The following is a 25,077-nucleotide window of genomic DNA, read 5'->3' on the forward strand; positions in this document are numbered from 1 at the left end:
ATGAGCAACACGATCCACATCCAGATCGACCGTGCGGACGGTTCGCTTCAGCGTCTCATCGGCCTGGTGGAGCGCCGCGGCTTCCACATCGACGGCATGGCCCTGGCTGACGAGGGCGCCTTCCGCCGCATCGCCCTGACCGTGCGCGGCCGCGACGCCGGCCGCTGCATGGACAATCTGGGTCGCCAGATCGACCGGCTGTTCGGCGTGCGCCGCATCAGCAACGACATTATTCAATCCGAGGCCGCGTGATGATTACCCCCGAACACGTACGCGTATCGGGCGTATCCCGCACCGAGCAGATCGCCGCCGATCCCAACCGCGTTATCGTCTTCGACACGACGATGCGGGACGGCGAACAGGCCCCGGGCTTCTCCATGAGCGCCCAGGCGAAGGTGAAGATGGCCCAGGTTCTACGGGACCTGGGCGTCGACGTTATCGAGGCCGGCTTCGCCGCCTCCTCGCCCGGCGACGAGGACTGCATTCGTCGCGTGGCGGGCGAGGTCGAGGGGCCGGTTTTCTGCTCCCTGTCGCGCGCCAACGAGAAGGACATCGACGCCACCTCCCGCGCGCTGGAGCCGGCGCCGAAGTCGCACCGTCGGTGCCACACCTTCATCGGCACCAGCCCGATCCACCGTTCCGCCAAGCTGAGGATGTCCACCAATGAGGTGCTGTCGACGGCGGTGCGCTCGGTCGAATACGCCCGCAGCCTGTTCGACGACGTCGAGTTTTCGGCCGAGGACGCCTTCCGCACCGAGCCGGAGTTTCTGGCCGATGTGCTGGAGGCCGCCGCCGACGCGGGCGCCCGCACCCTGAACGTGCCCGACACCGTCGGCTATGCGACGCCCCAAGAGGTGCGCGAGCGGTTCGCCGCCCTAGCCGCACGGATCAAGAAGCGCCATCCGCATGTGATCTTCTCGGCGCACTGCCACGACGACTTGGGCATGGCGGTCGCCAACTCCCTGGCCGCCGTCGAGGGCGGCGCGCGTCAGATCGAGGGCGCGATCAACGGCATCGGCGAGCGGGCCGGCAACTGTTCGATCGAAGAGGTCATCATGGCGCTGAAGGTCCGCGAGGACCGCTATGGCGTCACCACCGGCGCCGACAGCCGGCATCTGGTGCGCGCCTCCAAGATCCTGTGCGAGATCACCGAGACGGTCATCGCACGCAACAAGTCGGTGGTCGGCATCAACGCCTTCGCCCATGAGGCGGGAATCCACCAGCACGGCATGCTGGCCGACAGCCGCACCTATGAGATCATGCGGCCCCAGGATGTGGGCTTCGAGGGCAGCTGGTTCGTGCTGGGCAAGCATTCGGGCCGTCACGCCATCGCCAAGCGCGCCGAGACCATCGGCCGTCCCATCGAGGGCGAGCGTCTGGCGGCGGTGGTCGCCGGCTTCAAGTCGCGCGCGGATCAGATCGGCGAGATCAACGACGCCGAATTGATCGCCATCATCGACCGGGTCGATGGCGTGTCCGAGATCGTGGCCCAATATGCCTGATCCCAAGACGCTGTTCGACAAGGTGTGGGACGCTCACGTCGTGCGGTCGGAAACGGCCGATACGCCGGGAGTGCTGTATATCGACCTGCATCTGGTCCACGAAGTCACCAGCCCCCAGGCCTTCAGCGAGATCGAGGCGCGCGGTCTGAAGGTCCGTCGCCCCGACCGGACCTATGCGACGCTGGATCATTCGACGCCGACCCTGCCGGCGGGGCTGAATGGTCTGAAACCCTATGTCACCGCCCAGGCCGAGGCTCAGGTTCATACGCTGGAGCGCAACTGCGCCGCCCATGGCGTGCCGCTGGCCGGATGGGAATCGGAAGATCGCGGCGTGGTTCATGTCATGGGGCCGGAACTGGGCCTGACCCAGCCGGGCATGACGGTGGTCTGCGGCGATAGTCATACCGCCACCCATGGCGCCTTCGGCGCCCTGGCCTTCGGGATCGGCACTTCGGAAGTCGGTCACGTGCTGGCGACCCAATGCCTGTTGCAGCGCAAGGCCAAGGCCATGCGGGTGACGGTGGACGGAAAGTTGCAGCCTGGCGTCTCGGGCAAGGATGTCGCCCTAGCAGTCATCGCCGCCATCGGTTTCGGCGGCGGCACCGGCTATGTCATCGAATACGCGGGCGAGGCGGTGCGGTCGCTGGACATGGAAGGGCGCATGACCCTGTGCAACATGTCCATCGAGGCCGGCGCGCGGGCGGGCATGATCGCCCCGGACCAGACCACCATCGACTGGCTGCGCGGTCGCAAGCACGTCCCCGCCGACTTTGAGGCGGCGACCGCCGAATGGCTGAAACTGGCGACGGATCAGGGCGCGGTCTTCGATAAGGAAGTGACCATCGACGGCGCCGCCATCCGACCCATGGCGACCTGGGGCACGACGCCGGATGCGGGCGCGCCCATCGGCTCGCCCGTGCCGCAACCGCAGTCGGACTCAGACCGCAAGGCCATCGCCTACATGGGCTTCACAGCTGGGGAGGCGACGACCAGCCAGCCGGTGGATGTGGTCTTCATCGGATCCTGCACCAACGGACGTCTGCCCGATCTGCGCGCCGCCGCCGAGGTGCTGCGCGGCCGCAAGGTCAAGCCGGGTCTGCGCATGCTGGTGGTGCCGGGGTCCGAGGCCGTGCGTCGCGACGCTGAGGCCGAGGGGCTGCATGAGGTCTTTATCGCCGCCGGGGCCGAATGGCGCATTCCCGGCTGCTCGATGTGCATCGCCATGAACGGTGATTTCGTCGCGCCGGGCCAACTGGCCGTATCCACGTCGAACCGCAACTTCGAAGGGCGTCAGGGCAAGGACGCCCGCACCATCCTGGCCAGTCCAGCGACGGCGGCGGCGACGGCGGTCGCTGGGGTGCTGACCGATCCGCGCGTCTTTCTGAAGGAGGAGGCCGCCCTCAAGCAGTCGAGCGCCGCGCGCGAGATGGTAGGAGCGCAAAATGTCTGAACCCTTCCAGGTGCTGACCTCCAAGACCGTGACCCTGAGTCAGGCCAATATCGACACCGACCAGATCATTCCGGCGCGTTTCCTGACCACGACTACGCGCGAAGGGCTGGGCAAGGCCGCCTTCTATGACTGGCGTTACGAGGACGACGGCTCGGAAAAACCCGAGGCCATCTTGAACCGGATCGATCCGGCCGAGCATCGCATCCTGCTGGCGGGCCGGAACTTCGCCTGCGGTTCGTCGCGCGAACATGCGCCCTGGGCCCTGCTGGACTATGGGTTCCGGGCGGTGATCTCGACCGAGATCGCTGACATTTTTACATCGAATGCGCTGAAAAACGGCCTGCTGCCCATCGTGGTCAGTCAGGCGGTTTGGGACGATCTGGCGTCGCAGCCGGACCAGCCGGTCATGATCGACCTCCAGGCCAATCAGATCCAGCGCGGCAATGCCGAACCCGTGCCGTTCGGGGTCGAATCCTTCGCCCGTCAATGCCTGCTGGACGGGGTGGACACCCTGGGCTGGCTGCAATCAAACATGCCTGAAATCGAAGCCTACGAGCGATCGAAAGAGACCGTAAGATGAGCACCGCCGCCACCAAGACCTACAACATCGTCCTGCTACCCGGCGACGGCGTCGGACCGGAGGTCACGCGGGCCGCGCGCGATGTCTTGCGGGTCATCGGCGACTTCTATGGTCACCATTTCGAGTTCTCCGAACACCTGATCGGTGGCGCGGCCATCGAGGAAACGGGCGAGCCCTTGCCCGAGGCGACGCGCGCCGCCTGCGTCGCTTCCGACGCCGTGCTGCTGGGCGCCGTCGGCGGACCGAAATGGGATGGCGGCAAGGCGCGTCCGGAACAGGGGCTGTTGGCGATCCGCAAGGCGATGGGCCTGTTCGCCAATCTGCGGCCGTTGCAGGTGTCGCCGGTGCTGGCGCACCGCTCCCCGCTGAAGAAGGAGATCGTCGAGGGCGTCGATCTGATCGTCTTCCGCGAACTGACCGGCGGCGTCTATTTCGGCGAGAAGACCCGCACCGCCGATCGCGCCACCGACCTGTGCGAATACACCGTGCCGGAGATCGAGCGGGTGACCCGCGCCGCCTTCCAGACCGCTCAACAGCGTCGCGGCAAGGTGACCTCGGTCGACAAGGCCAATGTCATGGAGACCAGTCGCTTGTGGCGCGAGGTCGTGACCCGCATCCATGCCGAGGAGTTCCCAGACATCACCCTGGAGCACGCCCTGGTGGACTCCATGGCCATGCACCTGATCCGCAAGCCGCGCGAATACGACGTCATCCTGACCGAAAACATGTTCGGTGACATCCTGTCGGACGAGATCTCTGTGCTGGGCGGCTCCATCGGCCTGTTGCCGTCGGCGTCGCTGGGCGCGGGCGGGCCGGGTCTGTTCGAGCCGATCCACGGCTCGGCGCCGGACATCGCCGGTCAGGATCTGGCCAATCCGGTCGGGACCATTCTGTCGGCAGCCCTGCTGCTGCGTCACAGCCTGAAACTGGAGGACGAGGCCGATTCTATCGAGGCCGCCGTCGCCGCCGTTCTGGCGGCCGGCGCCGTGACGGCCGACCTGGGCGGCGCGCTGGGCACGCGTGCGGCGACCGAAGCCGTCATCGACGCCATCCGCGCCATCCATTGGGCGGCCGCGCATCGGGTGCAGATGCATTGGGCCTGACGGCTTAAACTGAAGCTGAAAATCCTGCCGCTGAGCTTGGCTTTTTCGGCATACACAATCTGTCATAGGGCCGTATGATCGCAAGATCGTGCGGCCCTGTTCTTTTTCTCCATGACCGTTGCAAGAAAGTTGCGCCGTTCACGGTCTAGCCCCTTGCGCCTATCGCAAATGCGGTAAAATCTTCGCAACTGCGAGATTGCATAGGGGGTACTAGCTCATGTCGCAGACCACGAAACGACTTACGGGAGCGGCTGCGCTCCTACTTCCCACACTCTGTCTGATGGCTGCCGGCGCGGCGAATGCGCAGGACGCCGCGCCCGCCTTGCTCGGCCACCAGGCCGCGCTTGAGCTGGACAGCGCCGGCGCCTCATGGCTCGGCACCTCGACCGCCCTGGTTCTGCTGATGACCCTCCCCGGTCTGGCGCTGTTCTATGGCGGCATGGTGCGCAAGAAGAACGTCATCGCCACTATCACCCAGTCCGTCGGCGTCTTCGCCGTGGTGTCGCTGGTATGGTTCATCGCCGGCTACAGCCTGGCCTTCGGCAAGAACGAGAGCGCCGGCCTTCAGCCCTTCATCGGCAGCCTGGACATGCTGTTCCTGAACGGCGTGTCGCTGAAGACAGCCAACGCCCTGCTGCCGGGCATTCCCGAGTTCCTGTTCATCTCTTTCCAGATGACCTTCGCCATCATCACACCGGCGCTGATCACCGGCGCCTTCGCCGAGCGGTTCAAATATTCTGCGCTGTTGCTGTTCACCGCCCTATGGTCGCTGCTGGTCTATGCGCCGATCTGCCACTGGGTCTGGGGCGGCGGTTTCCTCGGTTCGGCGGGCGTGCTGGACTTCGCGGGCGGCGCCGTCGTTCACGTCAACTCGGGCGTCGCGGGCCTAGTCTGCGCTATCTTCCTGGGTCGCCGTAAGGGTTACGGTACAGAGGTCATCACCGCTCACAACCCTGTGCTGACCATGATCGGCGCCTCGCTGCTGCTGGTCGGCTGGATCGGCTTCAACGCCGGCTCGGCGGGCGCCGCCAACGATCTGATGGGCGTGGCGCTGCTGAACACCATCCTGGCCGCCGCCGCCGCCGCCCTGACCTGGAAGGTCGTCGAATATATCGAGAAGAAGAAGGTTTCGCTGATCGGCATGCTGTCGGGCGTCGTCGCCGGTCTGGTCGCCATCACCCCGGCGGCCGGCTTCGTCGATCCCAAGGGCGCGGTCATCATCGGCCTGATCGCCGGTCCGGCCTGCTACGCCTCGTCGGTGTGGATCAAGAAGCTGCTGCGCTACGACGACAGCCTGGACGCCTTCGGCATCCACGGCGCGGGCGGCCTGATCGGCGCCCTGCTGACCGGCGTGTTCGCCACGACCGCGATCAACAGCCTGTCGGAAGGCGCCAACGTCGGCGCCCAGGCCCTGGGCCTGCTGTGGACCATCGTCTACAGCGCCGTCGGCACCCTGATCATCCTGTTCATCTGCAAGTTCACCACGGGCCTGCGCGTGAGCGAAGCGGAAGAAGCCGCCGGTCTGGACACCTCGCTGCATGGCGAGGCGCTGGAACACTGATGGAGACCGGGCGCGGCTCCCAAACCCGCGCCCGGCCTCGACCTCGAATAACGACAACAAGGGGATAGACTATGAAAAAGACCATCATCCGCGCGGCCGCCGCCGCAACGCTCGCCGCAGGACTGATCGGCCTCGCCGCGCCGGCCTCGGCCCAGAGCACCGTCGATGTTGCCTGGAACGTCGGCGCCGTCAGCGACTATGTCTTCCGCGGCTTCAGCCAGACCAGTGAAGATCCCGCCATTCAGGGCGGCGTCGATCTGACCTCGGGCGGCTTCTACGCCGGGGCCTGGGCCTCCAACGTCGACTTCGGCGACGACACCGATGCGGAAGTCGACCTTTACGGCGGCTATCGCACAGAGGCGGGCGGTTTCGCGCTCGACTTCGGCGCGATCGGCTATCTGTATGTCGGGGAACCGGACGGCGCGGACTATAACTACGCCGAGTTCAAGGCTGCGGCCTCGCGCGCGGTCGGTCCCGCCACCTTTGGCGCGGCCGTCTATTACTCGCCCGATTTCTTCGGCGCGGATAAGGAAGCGACCTATTTCGAGGTCAACGGCGCCTTCTCGCCTGCGCCCAAGTGGACGGTGTCGGGCGCGCTCGGCAAGCAATGGCTCGACGTCAGCGACGACTATACCACTTGGAACGTCGGTGTTGGCTATGCCCTGACCGACAAGGTGGGCGTCGATGTCCGCTATCACGACTCGGACGTGGACGGCGTGCCCGGCGCCGAAGACCGCATCGTCGGGGCGGTGAAGCTCACTTTCTGAGCCGCGTCAGCCCGAAATGAGTACGGCCCCGGAGAGCGATCTCCGGGGCCGTTTTCGTATCAGCGAGCGTAGCGGTCGTGGACGGGGTCGTAGCTGTCCCAGACCTTGCCGTCGGCCAGCGACCGCAGCAGCTTCAAATATTCCGCGTGGGTCCAGGCAAGGGGGGTCGCCGAGTCCGTATTCTGACCCACGGCGTAATCCTTGGCCGTCGGGTTTCCGACGCCGTCCCACACCTGTTCGGCCAGCATCAGTCCGCCGTTGGCGAACCGCTCCATGCCGCGCACATAGGTCTGGCGGATGGCGGCGATGTCGGCGGCCGACGGGGCGCCGTTCACGCTGACGCGGGCCAGCTCATAGTGACCGCGCTCGCCCGTGAAGAAGGGCCAAACCCGACCGCGCTGGCCAGGGCTCATCTCCCCGCCGACGCCGTAGTTGGCGCCCGTCAGATGGTCCTCGCCATAGCCGTCGACGCCATAACGGCGCCAGCCCGGCGTCTTGTCGCCCTCGGGACCGAAGTCGTAGCGGACGCGATACAGCGGTTCCAAGGACTGATCGTCATAGACGGGCAGGGTTGCCAGGATGTGCGGATCGTCGGCCTTGCGCACCCCATAGCGCACCAGTTCCAGGAAGCCGCCGTCAACGACGCGGTCTTCGGCCGGAGCGATCTGGCCGTTGGCGGCGCCGATCGGGGCCTTGTCGTTCGGGTTTTCGTTCTGAGTGATGCGGATGAAGTAGCGACCGTCGCCGAAGTCGCCGTTGGTGGTGAACATCCGGTCTTCGATCTTGGACGCATAGCTGTCGGCCGCGATCTGGTAGCGCGTCGCGTCGGCGGCGTCGCCCGAGGCGCGCGCCATTTCGGCGGCCACCGTCAGGCCCGCGACCACGGCGGCGGTGCTGGAAGGCGAATAGCCTTGCTGCTCTTCCCAGCGTTCCTGCTGGGTGAAGGGCGGCTTGATCTCCGCGTCGTTCCACATCAGCCCGATCTTGCCGCCGTCGACCAGGAAGTCGGCCGCCGGCTTCAGCATGGACCGATAGTGTTCGGTCATCTGGGCGTCGGACAGCCAGCCCATCTTCCACAGACGATAGCCCAGCATGATCGGCATGGCGGTCTGGTCCAATTGGACCGCAACCCATTCCAGTTCGCCGTCCACGTGCGTCTTCTGCAGGAACCAGCCGCCGGCGCCGGTGTTGCCGGGCGTGTTCGGGCCGACCTGGACCTGGGGCAAATAGTTGAAGGCCGCCAGCGGCGTCTCCTTGTCGCCCAGCGCCGCCAGAGCCATCGCCACCTGATAGAAGTCGCGCGGCCAGACGGCCTTGTAGCCGGTCGAGGACTTCGACGCGTCCACCGTATCGCCCCACGGGTTCGACAGTGACGCGATCAGGGCGCCGGCGTGGGTGCGATCCTCCTGCACCTTGAGCATCAGAGCCGAGGCGTAGGCCAGCTTGCCGCCGTCGGTCGCCTGTTCGGCGATACGCGGCAGTTCGGTCAGGGAGCCGACATAGTCCCCCCAACCCACGCGCTCGCCCTCGCCGTTGAAGCGGGCCAGCACCTCGTCCAGACCGGTCGAGAACGAACCGTCCGCAGCGGCGCGCGCCTCAGCTTCGCTGGCGCCGAAGCCGATGACGAAGTCGCGCGTGATCCGGCTGCTTTGGCGCAGGCGCGGCAGGGCCCCGGTCATCATCGTGTTGCCGGCCTGATCGCCGGTGGAGGCGTAGGTCCAGTCCAGCTTGCCGTCCTTCAGATCCGTCAGGCCGTCCGAGGCGCCGACGAAGCCGACGCTGGCCTTTTCGAAGGCCTCGCTGGGCTTCAGGAACAGGTGGGTGTCGCCCTCCCAGGCGTGGAAACCGTCGCGCGTCACCGCGCCCCGATCGTCGACGCCGGTGTTGGCGATGTGCGGCTCCAGCATCAGATAGGGCGTCACATCGCCCTTCAGCGCCGTGATGGTGACGCGCAAAACCAGGGCGTTGCGGTCGGGATCGCTGAAGATCTGCTTTTCAATCTCAAAGCGGCCGTTCTTGTCCTGGGTCGTGACGCGATAGGCCGGCGACAGCGGACGCCCCTGGGCGTCGACGTGCAGATATTCGGTGCGGCTGGTGGTGTCGTCGCCTTCGACGACCAGACCGTCCTGGGTCACGCCGGCGAAGCGCAGCGCCTTGATCTGGGCCTCATGGATCAGGCCGTACATGGTCTCGGTCAGGACGCCATCGGCGATGGAATACCAGACCTTGGACACCGCGCCGGTCGGGCCGCCGTCGCGATACTCGCCGTCGACATAGGCCTCGTAAGAGGCGCCGGCGCCGGTCTTGGCCGCGCTGGACCAGACGGGCGGGGCGCCGGGCGCGCCGGGGGCGACGCCCGATTGAGCGCTTGCGACGGAAGCGAGGGCCAGGCCGGCGGCGCCGGCGAGGCAGAAGGTACGGAAGTGACGCATTGTAGTCCTCACGGGTTGCGCGTGGGGGCGGGGAAAAGAAGGAAGGTCAGAGGCACGTCCAGGCGCTGGTTCCAGGACGCTTCATTGTGCTGGGCGCCTGGGAAGACCAGGCTGCGGAAATCGCCGGGGCCGTAGCCGCGACGGCGGAAGGTCTGGTCCACCTGGGTCTGGAAGACGGCGTAGAATTGATCCAGCGTCTCGTCGCCCCGGTCGAAATAGAAGCGGTGGTCGCCCGGCTCGGGCAGGCGGCGTTCGATCACGCCGGTCCAGGCGGCGACCAGACGTTCGCGCCAGGCGTCCAGCGTCGCACCGGGCTCAAGCCCTTCGACCTTCAGCGGCCAATGGGTGGAGAGACAGGCGGCGGCGGAAAAGACCTGCGGCTGTTTCATCACCGCATACATGGAGATCAGGCCACCCATGCTGGAGCCGGCGATCATCGTGTCCTGCGGGCCAGTCAAAGTGCGGTAAGCGCCGTCGATGATGGGCTTCAACTCCTCGACCAGGAACCGCAGATAGCCGTCGGACAAGGACGGGCCGCCGTAAATGGCCTGAACCTCATCGCGCATGTCGGCGGGCAGGGCGGCGATCAGGTCGGCGGGGACATATTCCCTCAGCCGCAGGTCGGTGTTCCAGATCCCCACCACGATCGGCGTCCGCACCTGACCGCCTTCGATCAGCCGCGTCAGATGCTCGTCCACGCCCCATTCGCCGAAGTTGGCCGTGGCCGGATCGAACAGGTTCTGGCCGTCGTGCATGTATAGAACAGGCCAAGCGGCGTCGGACGCCTCATATCCGGGCGGCAGCCAGACCGAGACGTTGCGCGCCTTCACATGGGCCGACGCGACCGCCTCATGCAGCACCAACCGCCCGCCCGCGAGGGCGCCCTCAGCACCCGCCGCGTTAGCGAAGGGCAGGGCGGCCATGAGGGCCAGAAGACCCCGACGGTTCATCCGCGATGCTCCTTGACCATCAGCGCGCTGGCGGCGGCCAGAACGAAGGAGACGGCGCCCAGCACCAGGGCCCATATGGCCTGGCCGTCGAACAGGGTCTTCAGGATCAGGCCCAGAACCGTGGCGGCCAGCAGCTGAGGCACGACGATGAAGATGTTGAAGACGCCCATATAGACGCCCATCTTTCGGTCCGGCACCGCCGCCGACAGGATGGCGTAGGGCATGGAGACGATCGACGCCCAGGCGAAACCGACGCCGATCATCGGCAGCCACAAAAGGCCCGGCTCGCGGATGGCGAAGACGCCGAACAGACCCGCCGCGCCCAGCAGCAGCATCAGGGCGTGGGTCGCCTTGCGGCCGATGCGCTTGGCCAGCACCGGCAGGGTGAAGGCCGCCAGGGCCGCCACGCCATTATAGACCCCGAACAGAACCCCCACCCAGTCCGCGCCCGTGGCGTAGGCGGCCGAGGTGGTGTCGGTCGCACCGTAATGGACGCGGGTCACGGCCGCGGTGGTGTATATCCACATGGCGAACAGGGCGAACCAGCTGAAGAACTGAACAACGGCCAGGCCGCGCATGGTCTCCGGCATGCGGAAGATGTCGTTCAGGATTTCGGTCGCGGCGTTGGTGATGCGGCGACGCTGCATCATGCCGACGGCGATCTGCAGCAGGCCGAACCCGGCGAAGAAGCCGGCCAGGATCAGCAGCTCCTTCTCCAGATCGAGCGCGCCGATCAGCACGAAACCCAGCCCGCCGAGGACGGTGCAGACCAGGCCCGAAGTCATCCAGCCCTGGACGCTGCGAGCCGGCGCTTCGGCTTCGACGGGCGCGCTCGGCGCGTCGTCTCGGGCGCGTTCGAATGCCGCGATCTGTTCGGGGCTGTATTCCTTGGTCGACAGCACCGTCCACAGCACGGCCGAGAACAGGCCGGCGGCGCCGACGTAGAAGGCGATCTTGACCGACAGGGGCACCACGCCCGCCTCGGCGGTCGAGGCGATGTCGAAGACGTTGGACAACAGCCACGGCAGGACCGAGGCGAAGACTGCGCCGGCGCCGATGAAGAAGCTCTGCATCGCATAGCCGGCCGTGCGCTGCTCCTCCGGCAGGTTGTCGCCGACGAAGGCGCGAAACGGCTCCATGGTGATGTTGATCGAGGCGTCCATGATCCACAGCATGGCCGCGGCGAACCACAGGCTGGGGCTGTTGGGCATGGCGATAAGGGCCAGGGTGGTGGCGATGGCCCCGACCAGGAAATATGGGCGGCGACGCCCGAACCGGGTCCAGGTCTTGTCGCTGAAATGGCCGATGATCGGCTGGACCAGCAGACCCGTCAGCGGCGCGGCGATCCACAGGATCGCCAGCGAATCCACCTCGGCGCCCAGGGTCTGGAAGATGCGGCTCGTGTTGGCGTTCTGCAGGCCGAAGCCGATCTGGATGCCGAAGAAGCCGACGCACATGTTCCAGATCGCCAGGCCGGACAGGCGCGGGCGGTGCGAGAGAAGAGTCATCCGCGTCGCGCCCGGCCGACCGGCACGAACCGGATGGCCTGACCGCCGCCGGGCGCCAGCGCCAGGGTCAGGGTGTCAGACGACGTCACCTCGCGCTGCTCGATGACGATGTCCTCGCGCTTGCCGCGATAGTCGGCGTCCGGCCCGTCGCGATAGATTTCGGCCCGATATCGACGGCCGGCGTCCAGGAAGTCGAGTGGGGCCTTCAGCACGCGCTGATGCTCGTCGGTGACGGCGCCCAGGGCCCAGACATCCGTGCCGCGCTGCTTGCGAACCGTGACGACATAGTCGCCCATGGCGGCGTCCAACGTGCGGCTCTTGCTCCAATCGACCGGCACATCCTTGATGAACTGGAACGGGCCAGGGTTGGCCTCGTAGTTGACCAGCAGATCCGCCGCCATCTGGATCGGGCTGTAGATCACGACATAGAGCGCCAGCTGCTTGGCCCAGGTCGTCTGCACGCCGCCGGGGCTGCGTGTCTCCATGCCGAAGATGCCGGGCGTATAGTCCATCGGCCCGGCCAAGAGGCGGGTGAAGACCAGGTTCGGCTCATGTTCCGGTGGATTGCCGGGATTGCCCCAGGCTGAATATTCCATCCCGCGCTGGCCCTCGCGGCTGATGATGTTCGGATAGGTGCGGCGAAGGCCGGTGTCCTTGAACGGCTCGTGAGCGTTGACGGCGACCTTATGGCGATAGCCGGCCTCGACCACGCGCATGTGGTGCTGGGCCATCGCCTGGCTCTCGTGCCAGGCCATGACCATCTGTCCGTCCGGCCCGGCGACGCGGGCGCCTTGCGCGTCGGCGACGTAGCCCGTCTTCACCGAATGGACGCCGAGGCGTTCATACAGGGCCATGGCCGGTTCGAGCTGCTGCTCATAGTGGAAGGCGTTGCCGCCGGTCTCGTGGTGGCCGATCAGTTGCACGCCCTTGGACCGCGCGTGGGCGCAGACCGCTTCGATGTCGAAGTCGGGATAGGCCTCGGTGAAGCTGAAGTCCGCGCCGTTGGCGAACCACTGGCCGTCCCAGCCCTTGTTCCAGCCTTCGACCAAGACCCCGCCCAGGCCGTGCTTGGCGGCGAAGTCGATGTGTTTGATCGCATTTTCGGTGGTCGCGCCGTGCTTGGGTCCGGAGTTCCAGGTCTTCAGGTCCAGGTGCATCTCCCACCAGACGCCGACGTATTTCATCGGCTTGAACCAGCTGACGTCGCCCAGCTTGTTGGGCTCGTTCAGGTTCAGGATCAGGCTGGAATCCAGCAGGCCCGCGGCGCTGTCTGAGATTTGCAGGGTCCGCCAGGGCGTGTTGAACGGCGCCTCGCGCACTACCGCCGCATTGGTGAGGCCCGGCGTCAGCTGAGCGCGGAACTTCGTTTCCTCCGACCGGCGCAGGTTCATCCCTGCGTAGTCGATGCAGGCGGCCTCGTGGATCGAGACGTGCAGGCCCGACTGGCCCCGAACCGTCATCGGCGTCTGGGCGCTGCCGACAGCATCGATGGGCGTGCGGCTGTAGAGATATTCCTCGCGGTTCCACTCCCAGGCCGGGCACCACAGGGCCTCGCCGTTTTCGGCCAGGTTGAACTCGGTGATCTCCGAACCTATCCGGACGGTGGTCAGGCCGGCCTGCTGCGGGAACTCATAGCGGAAGCCTAGACCGTCGTCGTACAGGCGGAAGACCACGTCCACGCGGCGTCGCAGGCCGCCGGTCTCGGCATAGGCGACGCGCCATTCATTGTAGTGGTTGCGGATGAACTGGCGCTCGCCCCACGGCTGCTCCCAAGTGTCGTCGACCGTGACCGGCTGGCCTGCGGTCAGGGTCAGGCCGCGCTCGATGGCCGGCGCGTCGGTCAGCAGGAAACCCAGCTTGGAGGGGGCCACCACGACCCGGCCCTGACGCAGCACCGAATACATCGGCCGTCCGTCGTTGTCGGTGAAGGCCTCGACCGTCAGCACGCCGCCAGGCGAGGACGCCCGGGCATGGTTCGGCGCGGTCTGGGCGCGCGCGCCCGTAGCCCCCAGAGCCAGGATCGACACGCCGCCAAGGGCCAGGAAGGATCTGCGCTGCATCATGGGAACTCCGTTACGCCGCCTCTTGCCAACCGCCGCGAACGGTGGCTGAAATATTTGCAGAAAATTTTGCAGCTTCACCATGCTGCTGTGAGGACCCGCGACCTTGAGCCGCAAGACCACCCGTCTGGAAGACATCGCCCGCCTGGCCGGCGTGTCCATCGCCACCGCCTCGCGCGCCCTGAACGACAGCCCCGCGGTCAACGATCGCACCAAACAGACGATCTGGAAGCTGGCCAAGGAACACGACTACCCGTTCCGCCGCCACATGCCTGCCGGCCCGATCGGCGCCCAAGGCACGATCGCCCTGGTGGTGCCGCGTCCGCAGGGTCGCGAAGGGCGCCTCAGCGATCCCTTCTTCCTGGAGCTTCTGGCCGGGGTTGGCGAGGCGGCGCGCGAACGCGGCTGCGACCTGCTGATGAGCCATATCTCGCCCGCCAACTATGACGAGCTGTCGGCGGCGCTGAACACCAGCCGGGCGGATGGCGTGATCTTCCTGGGCCAATCCAGCCTGCATTCGGCCTTCAACCGGCTGGTCGACGCCGATCATCGTTTCGTCGTCTGGGGCGCCGAACTGCCCGATCAGGACTACTGCTCCATCGGCTCGGACAACATCTCGGGCGGGCGCCGCGCGACGTTGCATCTGGCGCGGCTGGGGCGAAAGCGCATCGTCTTCCTGGGCGATCTGGATCCGCCCGAGGCCATGCAGCGGCATCGCGGCTATCTGGACGCCTTGAGCCAGAGCGCGTTGGACGTGGACGCCGACCTGATCGTGCCTGCGCATTTCGAGGTCGAATCCGCCGAGGCCGCCGTGGACGCCCTGATCCGACGTGGGCTGGATTTCGATGGCGTCGTAGCCGCGTCCGACCAGATCGCGCTCGGAGCCGTAAGGGCGTTGTTGCACGCCGGCGTCGAAGTGCCGGGCCAGGTCTCGGTCATCGGTTTCGACAACGTCCCGTTCAGCCGCTACTCGCGCCCGGCGCTCAGCACCATCGCCCAGGACACGATGAAGGCCGGTCGGCTGATGGTGTCCAAACTGCTGGATCACGGCGGCGCCGCAGCAGGCCGTTCCGAGCGCGTTCCGACCGAGCTGATCGTTCGCGAGACCTGCGGCGGCTGAACCCGTCATCCGGCGTCGGCGAAGATCAGGCCGGCCAGCGGCCTCAGCGTCGATCCGTCCGTCTCGGTCCAGTTGACCGCCGCGATCCGGCGCGCGCCGGCAGGCGCGGACCAGTCCACGGCCTCGAAGCCCAGGTTGAACACGCACAGCAGACGCTCGCCGCCCTCGGCCCGTTCGAACCGGCGGAAGACCACCAGGTCGCCCGCGCTCTCGATCTCCAGCCCGCCGGTCCGCAGCGCCGGATGGGCCTGACGCAGAGCGATGATGCGGCGCGCGGCGTGCAGGATCGAGGTCGGGTCCGCCTCCTGCGCATCCACGGCCAGCGACAGATGGCGCGGATCGACCGGCAGCCAGGGCTCGACCGTCGAGAAGCCGGCGTTGGGCGCCGAGGCCACCCAGGGGATTGGCGTGCGGGCGCCGTCGCGGCCCAGTGTCTCGGGCCAGTTGGCGATGGCCTCGGGATCGACCAGCCGCTCGAACGGCACCTCGGCCTGAGGCAGGCCCAACTCTTCGCCCTGATAGACGAAGACATTGCCGCGCAGGCACATCAGCAACAGCAGGGCCATTTCTGAGAAGGCCTTCTCGTCCCGGCCCTGGGCCCAACGCGACACGGCGCGCGGCGCATCGTGGTTGGAGAAGGTCCAGGACGGCCAGCCCTCGCCCTGGTGATCCGGCCACATTCCATCGCCCACGCCGATCAGTTCGCTCTTCAGCGTATCGGCATAGAGATAGAGGAAGCCGTAGGCCGAGTGCAGACGGTCGCTCCCGGCGGTGAACTCCTTCATCTCGCGGTCGGCGTGATCGCCGCCGACCTCCGCCACCGTGAACCGGCCTTCATAGCTGTCGGTCAGGGCGCGGATGCGGTTCAAGAAGCCGATGATGTCCGGGTGGGACTGGTTGTAAATCTTGTCCTGGAAGTCGAACGGCCGCGTGCGCTTCTTGCCGTCCTGGATCGGCGGATTGTCGCGCAGGGACGGATCGTGGATGGCGAAGTTGATCGCATCCAGACGGAAGCCGTCCACTCCCCGATCCAGCCAGAACCGCGCCGCCGCGATCAGCGCGTCCTGAACCGCCGGGTTCCTGACGTTCAGCTGAGGCTGCGAGGCCAGGAAGTTGTGCATGTAATACTGGCCGCGCCGCGCGTCCCAGGTCCAGGCCGGGCCGCCGAACACCGACTGCCAGTTCGACGGCGGCGAGCCGTCCGGCTTGGCGTCGGCCCAGACATACCAGTCGGCGTGGTCACCGTTGCGGCTGGCGCGGCTGCCGGTGAACCAGGGATGTTCGTCGGAGGTGTGCGAAAACACCTGATCGATGACGACCTTCAGCCCCAGGGCACGGGCGCGCGCGATCAGGGCGTCGAAGTCGGCCAAAGTGCCGAAGATCGGATCGACGTCGCAGTAGTCCGACACGTCATAGCCGAAGTCCTTCATCGGCGACGTGAAGAAGGGCGACAGCCAGATGCCGTCGACGCCTAGAGAGGCGACGTGGTCGAGGTGCTGGGTGATCCCCTTCAGATCGCCGACGCCGTCGTCGTTGGAGTCGGCGAAGCTGCGCGGATAGATCTGATACAGCACCGCGCCGCGCCACCAGTCGTGAGCCAATGCGGTGGCGGCGTCAGCCGCGGAAAGATCGAGGGGCAGGGCAGTCACGGCACGCTCTTGCAGACGAGGTAATCGAGGGGGAGCACGCGAACGGCGACGCTGGCGGGTGCGGAGGATTCAGGTGCGCAATCGCCGCGCAGAGCTTGCCACCGCAGCGAGCCGGGCTCCACCTCGACTTGAGCGACGACGGGGGCAGTGGAGGTGTTGAACAGAGCCAGGACCTCCGATCCGTCCTCGCCGATGCGCGACAGGGCGAACAGACCGGGCTTGTCGCCATAGGCGCGCACGACCTGACGGCCGCGTCGCAGGGCCGGCTCATCGGCGCGAATGCGGGTCATCTCGGCGATCGCCTGGTAGAGTGGGGCATCCGTGGAATAGGCCGGCCGGCGACCGCCGACGGGCGTCTCGTTCGCATAGACCGGCGTGCGGCTGGGCCACATGTCCTGGCGCGAGTTTCCGTATCCGCCCGCGCCGGCGAAGCCCTGTTCATCCCCGTAATAGAGCGTGGGCACGCCCCGGCTGAACATCATCAGGGCATGGGCCAGTTTGATGCGCGCCAGCACCTCGGCGTCGTCGGCGTTCGGATTGGCCTGTTTCACGAAGAAGCCGACCCGGCCCATGTCATGGTTGCCCAGGAAGGTCGGCAGAATGGCGGCGGTCTCGGCGCCCCTGTCATAGATCGTGTCGGCGTCGAACAGCTTGGCCAGGGCGTCGGTCCCGACCTTGCCGGCCGCCACATCGGTCGCCTGCTTCTGGAACGGGAAGTCCAGCACCGCCGGATAGCCATCGACCCGCGTGAACCGCGCCGTCACCACCGGATCGGGATCGTAGACCTCGCCGAAGATGTGGAAGTTCGGGATGCCCTTGGCCTCGGCGCGACCGATCATGGCGGGGATGAAGGCCTGCCAGAAGCCCGGGTTCACATGGCGGGCGGTATCGATGCGGAAGCCGTCGATACCGTATTTGTCGATCCAGCCGCCGAAGATGTCAATCATGCCCTGGATGACCACCGGGTCCTCGGTCAGCAGGTCGTCCAGCCCGGCGAAGTCCCCGTCCAGGCTGCTTTCGCCGGTGAAGGTGCTTTCGCCCCGGTTATGATAGTGGATCGGGTCGTTCAGCCAGGCCGGAACCTTGGCGTTCTCCTCGCCCGCCGGGACATAGGGGGTGTAGGCGTAGTCGGGCCGCGTCAGGCGCGAGAAGTCGCGACCGTCGAAGCCCTCATTGATCGGCGCACCTTCGACGCCGCCGCGACGGGTGTAGGGATAGTCGGCGCGACTGCGATAGGCGCAGCGTCCCTCCGGGCATTCGCGATACTGGATGACGTCGGCGGTGTGGTTGGCGACGATGTCCAGATAGACCTTCATGCCGCGCGCGTGGGCCGCCTCGACCAGGGCGCGCATCGCAGCCTCGTCGCCGAAGTGCGGATCGACGGCAGTGAAGTCGGTGATCCAGTAGCCGTGGTGCGCCGCGCCGGTGTAGTCGCCATGGCTCTGCACGGGCTTGTTCTTGAACACCGGCGCCAGCCAGACCGCCGTCGCACCGAGGCCCTGGATATAGTCCAGCTGTTGGGTCACGCCCGCCAGGTCGCCACCATGGTAAAAATCGGTATCGGCAGGATCGAACCCGCTCTTCAACCGGTCGGCAGCATAACCGCCGTGGTCGTTCGTGGCATCGCCATTGGCGAAGCGATCCGGCAGCAGGAAGTAGATCACCTCGTCCTGGGGCAGGCGTTGACGCAGGGCTGACAGGGCGTCTTCGGCCTGGCGCGTTTCCGCCGCAGTCGGCGTTGCAAAGCCGCTCAGCAGAGCCGCCGCCGCTATCGCCGCGTGCAGTCCGGCCCTTCTGGGGGTTCCCCTCGCCATGACGCTCACTCCCTTGCGTCTGGAAAGTGCAAAGCCTTCCAGATCGATTTGCAAGATTTTGCAGCAATGAGCGGGGCTGTCAACGCGTCGCTGAAATGCTGCAATGCGTCAGTGAAATCGCGCGAAGCCGCAAGTTCGCGTGTGCCGACGGCCTCCGAAACGGCTTGAAGTGCGACGGAAATCAGACCTCCGCATTAACTGCTTGCAACATTCCCAAAGATTTGCATATTTTTGCGACGGCTTCAGATCGCGACGTTCAGAATCGCGGTCAGCCCCAGGGAGGATGACCATGTTCCAACGTCTCAACCGGCGCGCGCGCCTGCTATCCGGTGTCGCCTTCGGCGCAGCCGCCCTGATGGCGGTCGGCTCGGCGCACGCACAAACCGCGCCCGCCACGACGGCGCAGGCCGACGACCAAGCCACCGAAGTCGGTGAAATCGTCGTCACCGGCATCCGCCGTTCGATCGAAGCCGCGATCAACGCCAAGGCCAACAACACCTCGATCGTCGAAGTCATCTCGGCCGAAGACATCGGCAAGCTGCCGGACGTCTCGATCGCCGAATCCCTTGCGCGCCTGCCGGGCGTGACGATGCAGCGCCTCGACGGCCGCAGCCAGGCGATCTCCATCCGTGGCCTGGGCCCTGATTTCACGACCGCCCTGCTGAACGGGCGTGAACTGGTCACCACCGGCGACAACCGCGGCGTTGAGTTCGACCAGTTCCCCGCCGAACTGCTGAACAGCGTCGTCGTCTACAAGACCCCGGACGCGGCCCTGATCGGCCAAGGCCTTGGCGGCACTGTCGACCTGCGCACCGTTCGCCCGCTGGCCTATGGCCGTCAGGCCATCGCCATGAACTATCGCCACGAGTGGAACGAGATCGGCGCCCTGAACTCGGGCACGACCGACAACGGCGACCGTTACACCATCTCCTACATCGACCAGTTCCTGGACGGCACACTAGGCGTGGCCCTGGGCTACGCCCACATGAGCTCGCCATATCAGTCCGAGCGCTTCAACGCCTGGGGCTATCCCAACTACACGGACGGCAATCTGCTGACCGGCGGCGTGAAGCCCTATGTGATGTCGTCGGAGCTGGAGCGCGACGGCTATATGGGTGTGCTGGAATGGCGCCCGAACGATCGCATCCACTCCACGATCGACGCCTTCTATTCCGAGTTCAAGAACACCCAGGTCCTTCGCGGCATCGAATTCCCGCTGGCGTGGGGTGGTTCCTCTGGTGACTGCACCGTGAACGTCCCGTCGGCGGTCTGCCGTCCCGGCCCCGCGCTGCGCCCTGGCTACACGGTCCAGGACGGCCTGATCGTCGCCGGCACCTGGGACAACATCAAGGGTGTGGTCCGCAACGACCTGAACAAGCGCGACAGCAACATCACCGCCTTGGGCTGGAACACCGAATTCACGCTCAGCGACGACTGGTCGGCGAACCTGGACCTGAGCTATTCGAAGGTCGAGCGTAACGACATCATCCTGGAAACCAACGCCGGCACCGGCCGCAACGTTAACGGCGCGCTGGACACTCTGGGCTTTGAACTGACCGACGATGGCGTGACCCGCTTCACCAGCCGTCTGAACTACGCCGATCCGAACCTGATCCGCATCACCAGCCCGCAAGGCTGGGGCGGCGACGTCATTCCTGGCGGTCAGGCCGGTTATATGAACACGCCGTCCATCGAGGACGAGATCAAGGCCGCTCGCTTCTCTGTGACGCGTGAACTGCACCAGAGCCCGTTTAAGTCGATCGACTTCGGCGCCAACTACACCGAGCGTCAAAAGAGCTTCGTCAACGACCAGTTCTATCTCGGCGTCCCCGGCGGCGGCGATCTGACCGTGCCTTCAGCCTTCCTGCTGGACCCGACCGACCTTGGCTATCTCGGCATCAGCGCCGTGCTGAGCTACGACGCTCTCGGCCTGGTCAATAGCGGCGCATTGAACCGCGTCCGCAACCCGAACGCCGACGTCACGGCCGGCAACTGGGAAGTGACGGAAAAGGTCTCGACCGCCTACGTCCGCGCCAACATCGATCACAACCTGTTCGGCCGGGCCCTGACCGGCAACGTCGGCATGCAGTTCGTCTATACCGACCAAAGCTCCAGCGGCTTCTCGGCGCGGCAGGTCGGACCGGGCGTCTCCGAGACCATCGCGGTGACGGGCGGCGACGAATATCTGGAGATTTTGCCTAGCGCGAACTTCATCCTGGAAACCGGCGAGGACATGTTCGCGCGTCTGGCAGTTTCGCGCACCTTGGCCCGTCCGCGCATGGACGATATGCGCGCCTCGCGAAACTACAGCTATAACCCCAGCTTGGCCCAATCGACCGACATCAACCGTTCCCCCTGGGGCGGCGGCGGCGGCAACCCGGAACTGCGGCCGTACATCGCGGACGTGATCGACGTGTCGTTCGAGAAGTATTTCGCCAACCGCAAAGGCTACATCTCGCTGGCGGCTTTCTACAAGAACCTGGAAAGCTACGTCTTTAATCGCAATCAGATCTTCGACTTCACCGGCTATCCGATCGGCGTGATTTCGCCGACAAACCCCGAGCCGGCCTTGCGCCAAGGCCTGGTCGGCGCGCCTGACAACGGCGAAGGCGGCTGGATCAAGGGTCTTGAGCTTTCGATCTCGGCGCCGTTCGACATCTTCCATCCGGCCCTGGAAGGTTTCGGCGCCCAGTTCAGCGCTTCGACCACGGACAGCGAAGTCCAGCCCGATCCGACCCAGGCCCCGACCGCTCTGCCGGGTCTGTCGGAAAACGTGATCAACGGCTCGCTCTACTATGAGCGCTATGGCTTCCAGTCGCGGATTTCGGCCCGTTATCGCTCGGATTACCTGGGCGAGGTCGCCGGCTTCGGCAACGGCCGCACCCTGCGTTCGGTGGCCGCTGAAACGGTCGTCGATGCCCAGGTCGGCTATGAGTTCCAGTCCGGTCCGCTGGAAGGCCTGTCGGTTCTGGCTCAGGTCAACAACCTGACCGACGAGCCGTTCAAGACCTTCGAGAACGGCGATGAGCGCCGGACCATCGACTATCAGCACTACGGCCGCACCTTCGCGGTCGGGCTGAACTACAAGTTCTGATTTCCCCTCTCTTCTGAGCAAACTTGGGCCGCCGCGTTCGCGAGGCGGCCCTTTTCTTTGCCTGCGCCCCGGCCCCGCGGGAAAGTTTCGTTACAGAGCGCGCTTTTCGGCTGGACGCGCCTTTCGCGATGTCCGAATCAAGCAGGATGAGAACCGCGCGACCACAGCGCGGCCGTTCGATTTCACTGGGGGATCATTCATGACCGTTCCGGACGCCGGAAAACGCCAGGGCGCAGGCCTGGCCTTCGCCTATGTCACCACGCTGTTCTTCGCCTGGGGCTTTGCGACCTCGCTGATCGACCCGCTGATCGCGGCGGTGAAGCGCGTGTTCGACCTGAACAACGCCGAGGCCTTCCTGACCACCTTCGCCTGGTTCATCGCCTACGGGTTGATGTCTCTGCCGGCGGCCTCGGTCCTCAGCAAGCTGGGCTACAGCCGTTCGATCATCGGCGCCCTGATCGTCATGGTCGCGGGCTGCCTGATCGTGCCGGCCGCCACCGCCGCCGACTGGTATCCCGGCGTCCTGATCGCCCTGTTCGTCATCGCCTCGGGCGTGACCCTGCTGCAGGTCGCGGCCAATCCGCTGGTCGCCGAGCTGGGCAGCCCCAAGGGCGCCTCCAGCCGTCTGAACCTGTCGCAGGCCTTCAACTCGCTGGGCACGACCGTGGGGCCATGGCTGGGCTCGCACGTCCTGCTGACGGGCGGCGTCTTCGCCGCTGGCGCTGTGGTCACCGCCGCAACCCGCACCCAGTCGCTGCGCAGCATCGACATGGCCTTCCTGGGCATGGGCGCCTTCTTCGCGTTGATCGCCGTCTTCATCTTCACGGCGCGCAAAAAGATCAATGCGGCCGCGCCTGAATCGCACAATGCGGTTTCGCCCTTGAAGGCTCTGTCGTCGCCCTGGGCTGTTTTCGGCGCCTTGGCCATCTTCCTCTACGTTGGTTCCGAAGTCGCGATCGGCGGCATGCTGACCAACTTCCTGGAAAGCCCCGACATCCTGAACGCCCCCATCGAGACGGCGGGCAAGATGGTCGCCCTGTACTGGGGCGGCGCCATGGTCGGCCGCTTCATCGGATCGGCCGTCCTGACCAAGGTTCGTCCCGGCATCGTCCTGGCCTTTTGTACCGTCGCGGCGGCCATCCTGTGCCTGACCGTCAGCCAGATCGGCGGGCCGACGGCGGCCTATGCCGTTCTGTCGATCGGCCTGTTCAACTCGATCATGTTCCCGACCATCTTCACCCTGACGCTGGAGCGCTCTACCGCTCCGACTTCGGCGACGTCGGGTCTGCTGGTGTTCGGCATCATCGGCGGCGCCCTGCTGCCCCAAGTCGCGGCGCATATCGCCGATGCGGCCGGCAAGCTTCAGCCCGCCTTCATCGTGCCGATGCTGGGCTACGTCGGCCTGACCATCTTCGCGATCGGCTGCATCCGCACCAAGGCGCGGACCGAAGTGACCTCGACCGCCTCGCACTGAGCCGGTCGCCAGACAAGACAAAGGGCGCGGAGGTCAGCCTCCGCGCCCTTTTTCATTTCGGCGATTGGGTCAGCCGTCGATCAGGGACTGAAGAATGGGCGCCAGGCGGTCGCGCATCTCCTCGCATTGGGCGGGTTCAATGTTGAAGCTGCCGCCGCCCAGTTCGCGACTGACCGACATGCCCATGATGAAGCCGGCCAGGAGACGCGCGCGGACCGTGGCGTCCGGCCCGCTCAGCCATTCCTCCAGCGGGCCGAAGAACCGCTGGGTGCAGGTGTTCTGAACCATCTCCGACGCCTTGGCCGAGCCGATGGAGCGCAGCATGATCGACATGCCCTTCAGCTTTTCGGCCTTCTTGGGTTCGAAGACGATCTCGTGCGCCACGCGCCGGCCGAAGTCGGCCTTTTCGCCCTGCATCAGGGCGCTGCCATCGCCGCAGCTATCCAGCGCGGCCAGGAACAGATCGTCCTTGGAGCCGAAGTAGCGGCTGATCAGGGCCGCATCGACGCCGACATCGCGGGCGATGTCGCGCATGCCCACGTCGTCATAGCTCTCGGCCGCGAATCTCTCGCGCGCAGCATCGAGAATGGCCGTGCGCGTGGCGGCGGCGTTTCTCGGGCGTGGGCCGGGACATAACAAGGTGATGACACTCCACAGACAATAACCGTAGATCACATATGGCTTTGTCAACGCCTGTTGACAAGCGCCACGGCTCCGACCATTAAGTCACCACGCGTTGACAAGGCCGACTCCCCATCGGCCTCTGTCCGCTCGACAGGGATTTACCTCCGACAGGGAGATGCGCAGATGCGCGGGCTGAAGATTGCGGCGGTATCCGTCATGGTGACGGGTGCGCTTTATGGTTGTTCCCCAAAGGCAGAGGCGCCCGCGCAAGGCGCGCCGCCCGTGACGGTGGCTGTGCCGCTGAAGCAGCAGGTGCGGGACTGGGACGAGTTCACCGGGCGCTTCGAAGCGGTCGAGAGCGTGGACGTGCGCGCCCGCGTCGGCGGCTATATCCAGGCCGTCCACTTCCGCGACGGCCAGATGGTCCAGCGCGGCCAGTTGCTGTTCACCCTGGATCCGCGCCCGGCCCAGGCCGCCCTGGCGCAGGCTCAGGCCCAGGTGGCCCAGGCCCAGTCGCAACTGTCGCTGGCCCGCGCCAACCTGGCCCGTAGCGAGGCCCTGCTGGCCTCGCAGGCGGTGTCCAAGGCCGAGTATGATTCCAACAAGGCGGCCGTTGATGCGGCCCAGGCCAATCTGGCGGCCGGCAACGCCGCCGTCCGCAATGCGCGTCTGAACCTGGAATACACTCGCGTCACCGCGCCGACCTCGGGTCGCGTGTCCGACCGTCGCGTCGATCCGGGCAATGTCATCGCCGGCGGTTCGTCGGCGGGCGACATCCTGACCACCATCATCTCGGGCGGCCCGATCCACTTTGTCTTCGACGGCTCGGAAGCGGTCCTGCTGAAATACCTGCGTCAGGGCGGCGCCAATCAGGGCGCAGTCGTCAATGTGCGCCTGCAGGACGAAAGCACCTACAAGCATACCGGCCGTCTGGACTTCTCGGACAACGCTGTGGACACCGCCTCGGGCGTGATTCGTCTGCGCGCGATCCTGCCCAACGCCGACGGCTTCCTGCGTCCCGGCATGTTCGGCAGCGCCCAGGTCGCGGGCGCCGGAGCTTATGATGCTCTGCTGGTCCCGGATTCGGCCATCGGCACCGATCAGGCCCGCCGCACCGTCGCCGTGGTCAACGCCGACGGCACCGTGACGAACAAGGCCGTTCAGCTCGGCCCGATCGTGCAGGGCTTGCGCGTTGTCCGTTCGGGGCTGGCCCCGACCGACCGCGTCATTATCGCTGGTCTGCAACGCGCCGCTCAGCCGGGCTCCAAGGTCACGCCCAAGAACGGCAAGATCGAACCCGTCGCCGGCGATGCGTCCCAGGCGCCCGTCACCCAGTCGGCGCCCGCGTCCAGCGCCTCCTTCGCCAACAGCCTGCCGGCCGGCTAAGCC

At 66.2% G+C, this 25,077-nt stretch carries 18 protein-coding genes; 11 read left to right on the top strand and 7 right to left on the bottom strand.

From position 1 onward, the window contains the following. The 7 genes from ASF81_RS01145 (at position 1) to ASF81_RS01175 (ending at position 6,963) form a co-directional block, all read left to right on the top strand. Entirely contained in the window at positions 1–252 is a 252-nt protein-coding gene (locus ASF81_RS01145) for an ACT domain-containing protein (RefSeq protein ID WP_039244600.1), read from the top strand. Beyond that, complete coding sequence (locus ASF81_RS01150; protein ID WP_055803722.1) at positions 252–1,502, top strand: 2-isopropylmalate synthase; 1,251 nt, start codon at positions 252–254, stop codon at positions 1,500–1,502. Before ASF81_RS01145 ends, ASF81_RS01150 begins: the two co-directional genes overlap by 1 nt. Then, a complete protein-coding gene (gene leuC, locus ASF81_RS01155; RefSeq protein WP_055803725.1) occupies positions 1,495–2,952 on the top strand; it encodes a 3-isopropylmalate dehydratase large subunit in 1,458 nt (485 codons plus the stop codon). Before ASF81_RS01150 ends, leuC begins: the two co-directional genes overlap by 8 nt. Further along, entirely contained in the window at positions 2,945–3,532 is a 588-nt protein-coding gene (gene leuD, locus ASF81_RS01160; protein ID WP_055803729.1) for a 3-isopropylmalate dehydratase small subunit, read from the top strand. The genes leuC and leuD overlap by 8 nt, the downstream gene beginning before the upstream one ends. Next, a complete protein-coding gene (gene leuB, locus ASF81_RS01165) occupies positions 3,529–4,635 on the top strand; it encodes a 3-isopropylmalate dehydrogenase (protein WP_055803733.1) in 1,107 nt (368 codons plus the stop codon). Before leuD ends, leuB begins: the two co-directional genes overlap by 4 nt. 280 nt (positions 4,636–4,915) lie before the next feature. Then, positions 4,916–6,196, top strand: coding sequence for an ammonium transporter (locus ASF81_RS01170; protein WP_088582703.1), 1,281 nt, complete (start codon positions 4,916–4,918; stop codon positions 6,194–6,196). A gap of 71 nt (positions 6,197–6,267) precedes the next feature. Then, entirely contained in the window at positions 6,268–6,963 is a 696-nt protein-coding gene (locus ASF81_RS01175) for a TorF family putative porin (protein ID WP_055803739.1), read from the top strand. Positions 6,964–7,022: 59 nt separating this feature from the next. On the opposite strand, the gene ASF81_RS01180 is transcribed toward ASF81_RS01175, so the two are convergent. The 4 genes from ASF81_RS01180 to ASF81_RS01195 are packed head-to-tail and all read right to left on the bottom strand — an operon-like array spanning position 7,023 to position 13,913. Further along, the gene (locus ASF81_RS01180) at positions 7,023–9,395 is read right to left on the bottom strand and encodes a glucan 1,4-alpha-glucosidase (RefSeq protein ID WP_055803742.1); all 2,373 of its coding nucleotides are present in this window, start codon (positions 9,393–9,395) and stop codon (positions 7,023–7,025) included. A gap of 8 nt (positions 9,396–9,403) precedes the next feature. Next, the gene (locus ASF81_RS01185; RefSeq protein WP_055803746.1) at positions 9,404–10,345 is read right to left on the bottom strand and encodes an alpha/beta hydrolase; all 942 of its coding nucleotides are present in this window, start codon (positions 10,343–10,345) and stop codon (positions 9,404–9,406) included. Then, entirely contained in the window at positions 10,342–11,853 is a 1,512-nt protein-coding gene (locus tag ASF81_RS01190; RefSeq protein ID WP_055803748.1) for an MFS transporter, read from the bottom strand. Before ASF81_RS01190 ends, ASF81_RS01185 begins: the two co-directional genes overlap by 4 nt. Beyond that, positions 11,850–13,913, bottom strand: a complete 2,064-nt coding sequence (locus ASF81_RS01195; protein WP_235559177.1) for a glycoside hydrolase family 97 protein — start codon at positions 13,911–13,913, stop codon at positions 11,850–11,852. Before ASF81_RS01195 ends, ASF81_RS01190 begins: the two co-directional genes overlap by 4 nt. 106 nt (positions 13,914–14,019) lie before the next feature. Between ASF81_RS01195 and ASF81_RS01200 the strand changes: the two genes are divergently transcribed. After that, a complete protein-coding gene (locus ASF81_RS01200; RefSeq protein ID WP_055803756.1) occupies positions 14,020–15,033 on the top strand; it encodes a LacI family DNA-binding transcriptional regulator in 1,014 nt (337 codons plus the stop codon). Between the two features lie 5 nt (positions 15,034–15,038). On the opposite strand, the gene ASF81_RS01205 is transcribed toward ASF81_RS01200, so the two are convergent. Beyond that, positions 15,039–16,682, bottom strand: coding sequence for an alpha-amylase family glycosyl hydrolase (locus ASF81_RS01205; protein WP_162237567.1), 1,644 nt, complete (start codon positions 16,680–16,682; stop codon positions 15,039–15,041). Then, entirely contained in the window at positions 16,679–18,496 is a 1,818-nt protein-coding gene (locus ASF81_RS01210; RefSeq protein ID WP_055803758.1) for an alpha-amylase family glycosyl hydrolase, read from the bottom strand. Before ASF81_RS01210 ends, ASF81_RS01205 begins: the two co-directional genes overlap by 4 nt. Positions 18,497–18,785: 289 nt before the next feature. Here ASF81_RS01210 and ASF81_RS01215 point away from each other — a divergent pair, with 289 nt between their 5' ends. After that, positions 18,786–21,590 carry a TonB-dependent receptor gene (locus tag ASF81_RS01215; protein ID WP_200932836.1) on the top strand — a complete coding sequence of 935 codons (2,805 nt, stop codon included), beginning with the start codon at positions 18,786–18,788 and terminating at the stop codon, positions 21,588–21,590. Between the two features lie 199 nt (positions 21,591–21,789). Beyond that, positions 21,790–23,064 (top strand): sugar MFS transporter, encoded by a 1,275-nt coding sequence (locus ASF81_RS01220; protein WP_055803765.1) that lies wholly within the window; start codon positions 21,790–21,792, stop codon positions 23,062–23,064. 69 nt (positions 23,065–23,133) lie between these two features. On the opposite strand, the gene ASF81_RS01225 is transcribed toward ASF81_RS01220, so the two are convergent. Then, a complete protein-coding gene (locus ASF81_RS01225) occupies positions 23,134–23,739 on the bottom strand; it encodes a TetR/AcrR family transcriptional regulator (RefSeq protein WP_240893620.1) in 606 nt (201 codons plus the stop codon). Between the two features lie 132 nt (positions 23,740–23,871). On the opposite strand from ASF81_RS01225, the gene ASF81_RS01230 reads away from it, so the two are divergent. Further along, on the top strand, positions 23,872–25,074 hold the full coding sequence (locus ASF81_RS01230) for an efflux RND transporter periplasmic adaptor subunit (protein ID WP_055803768.1): 1,203 nt from the start codon (positions 23,872–23,874) through the stop codon (positions 25,072–25,074). Positions 25,075–25,077: the final 3 nt, after the last annotated feature.

This window comes from Brevundimonas sp. Leaf168 (assembly GCF_001423685.1).
Lineage (GTDB): Bacteria > Pseudomonadota > Alphaproteobacteria > Caulobacterales > Caulobacteraceae > Brevundimonas > Brevundimonas vesicularis_C.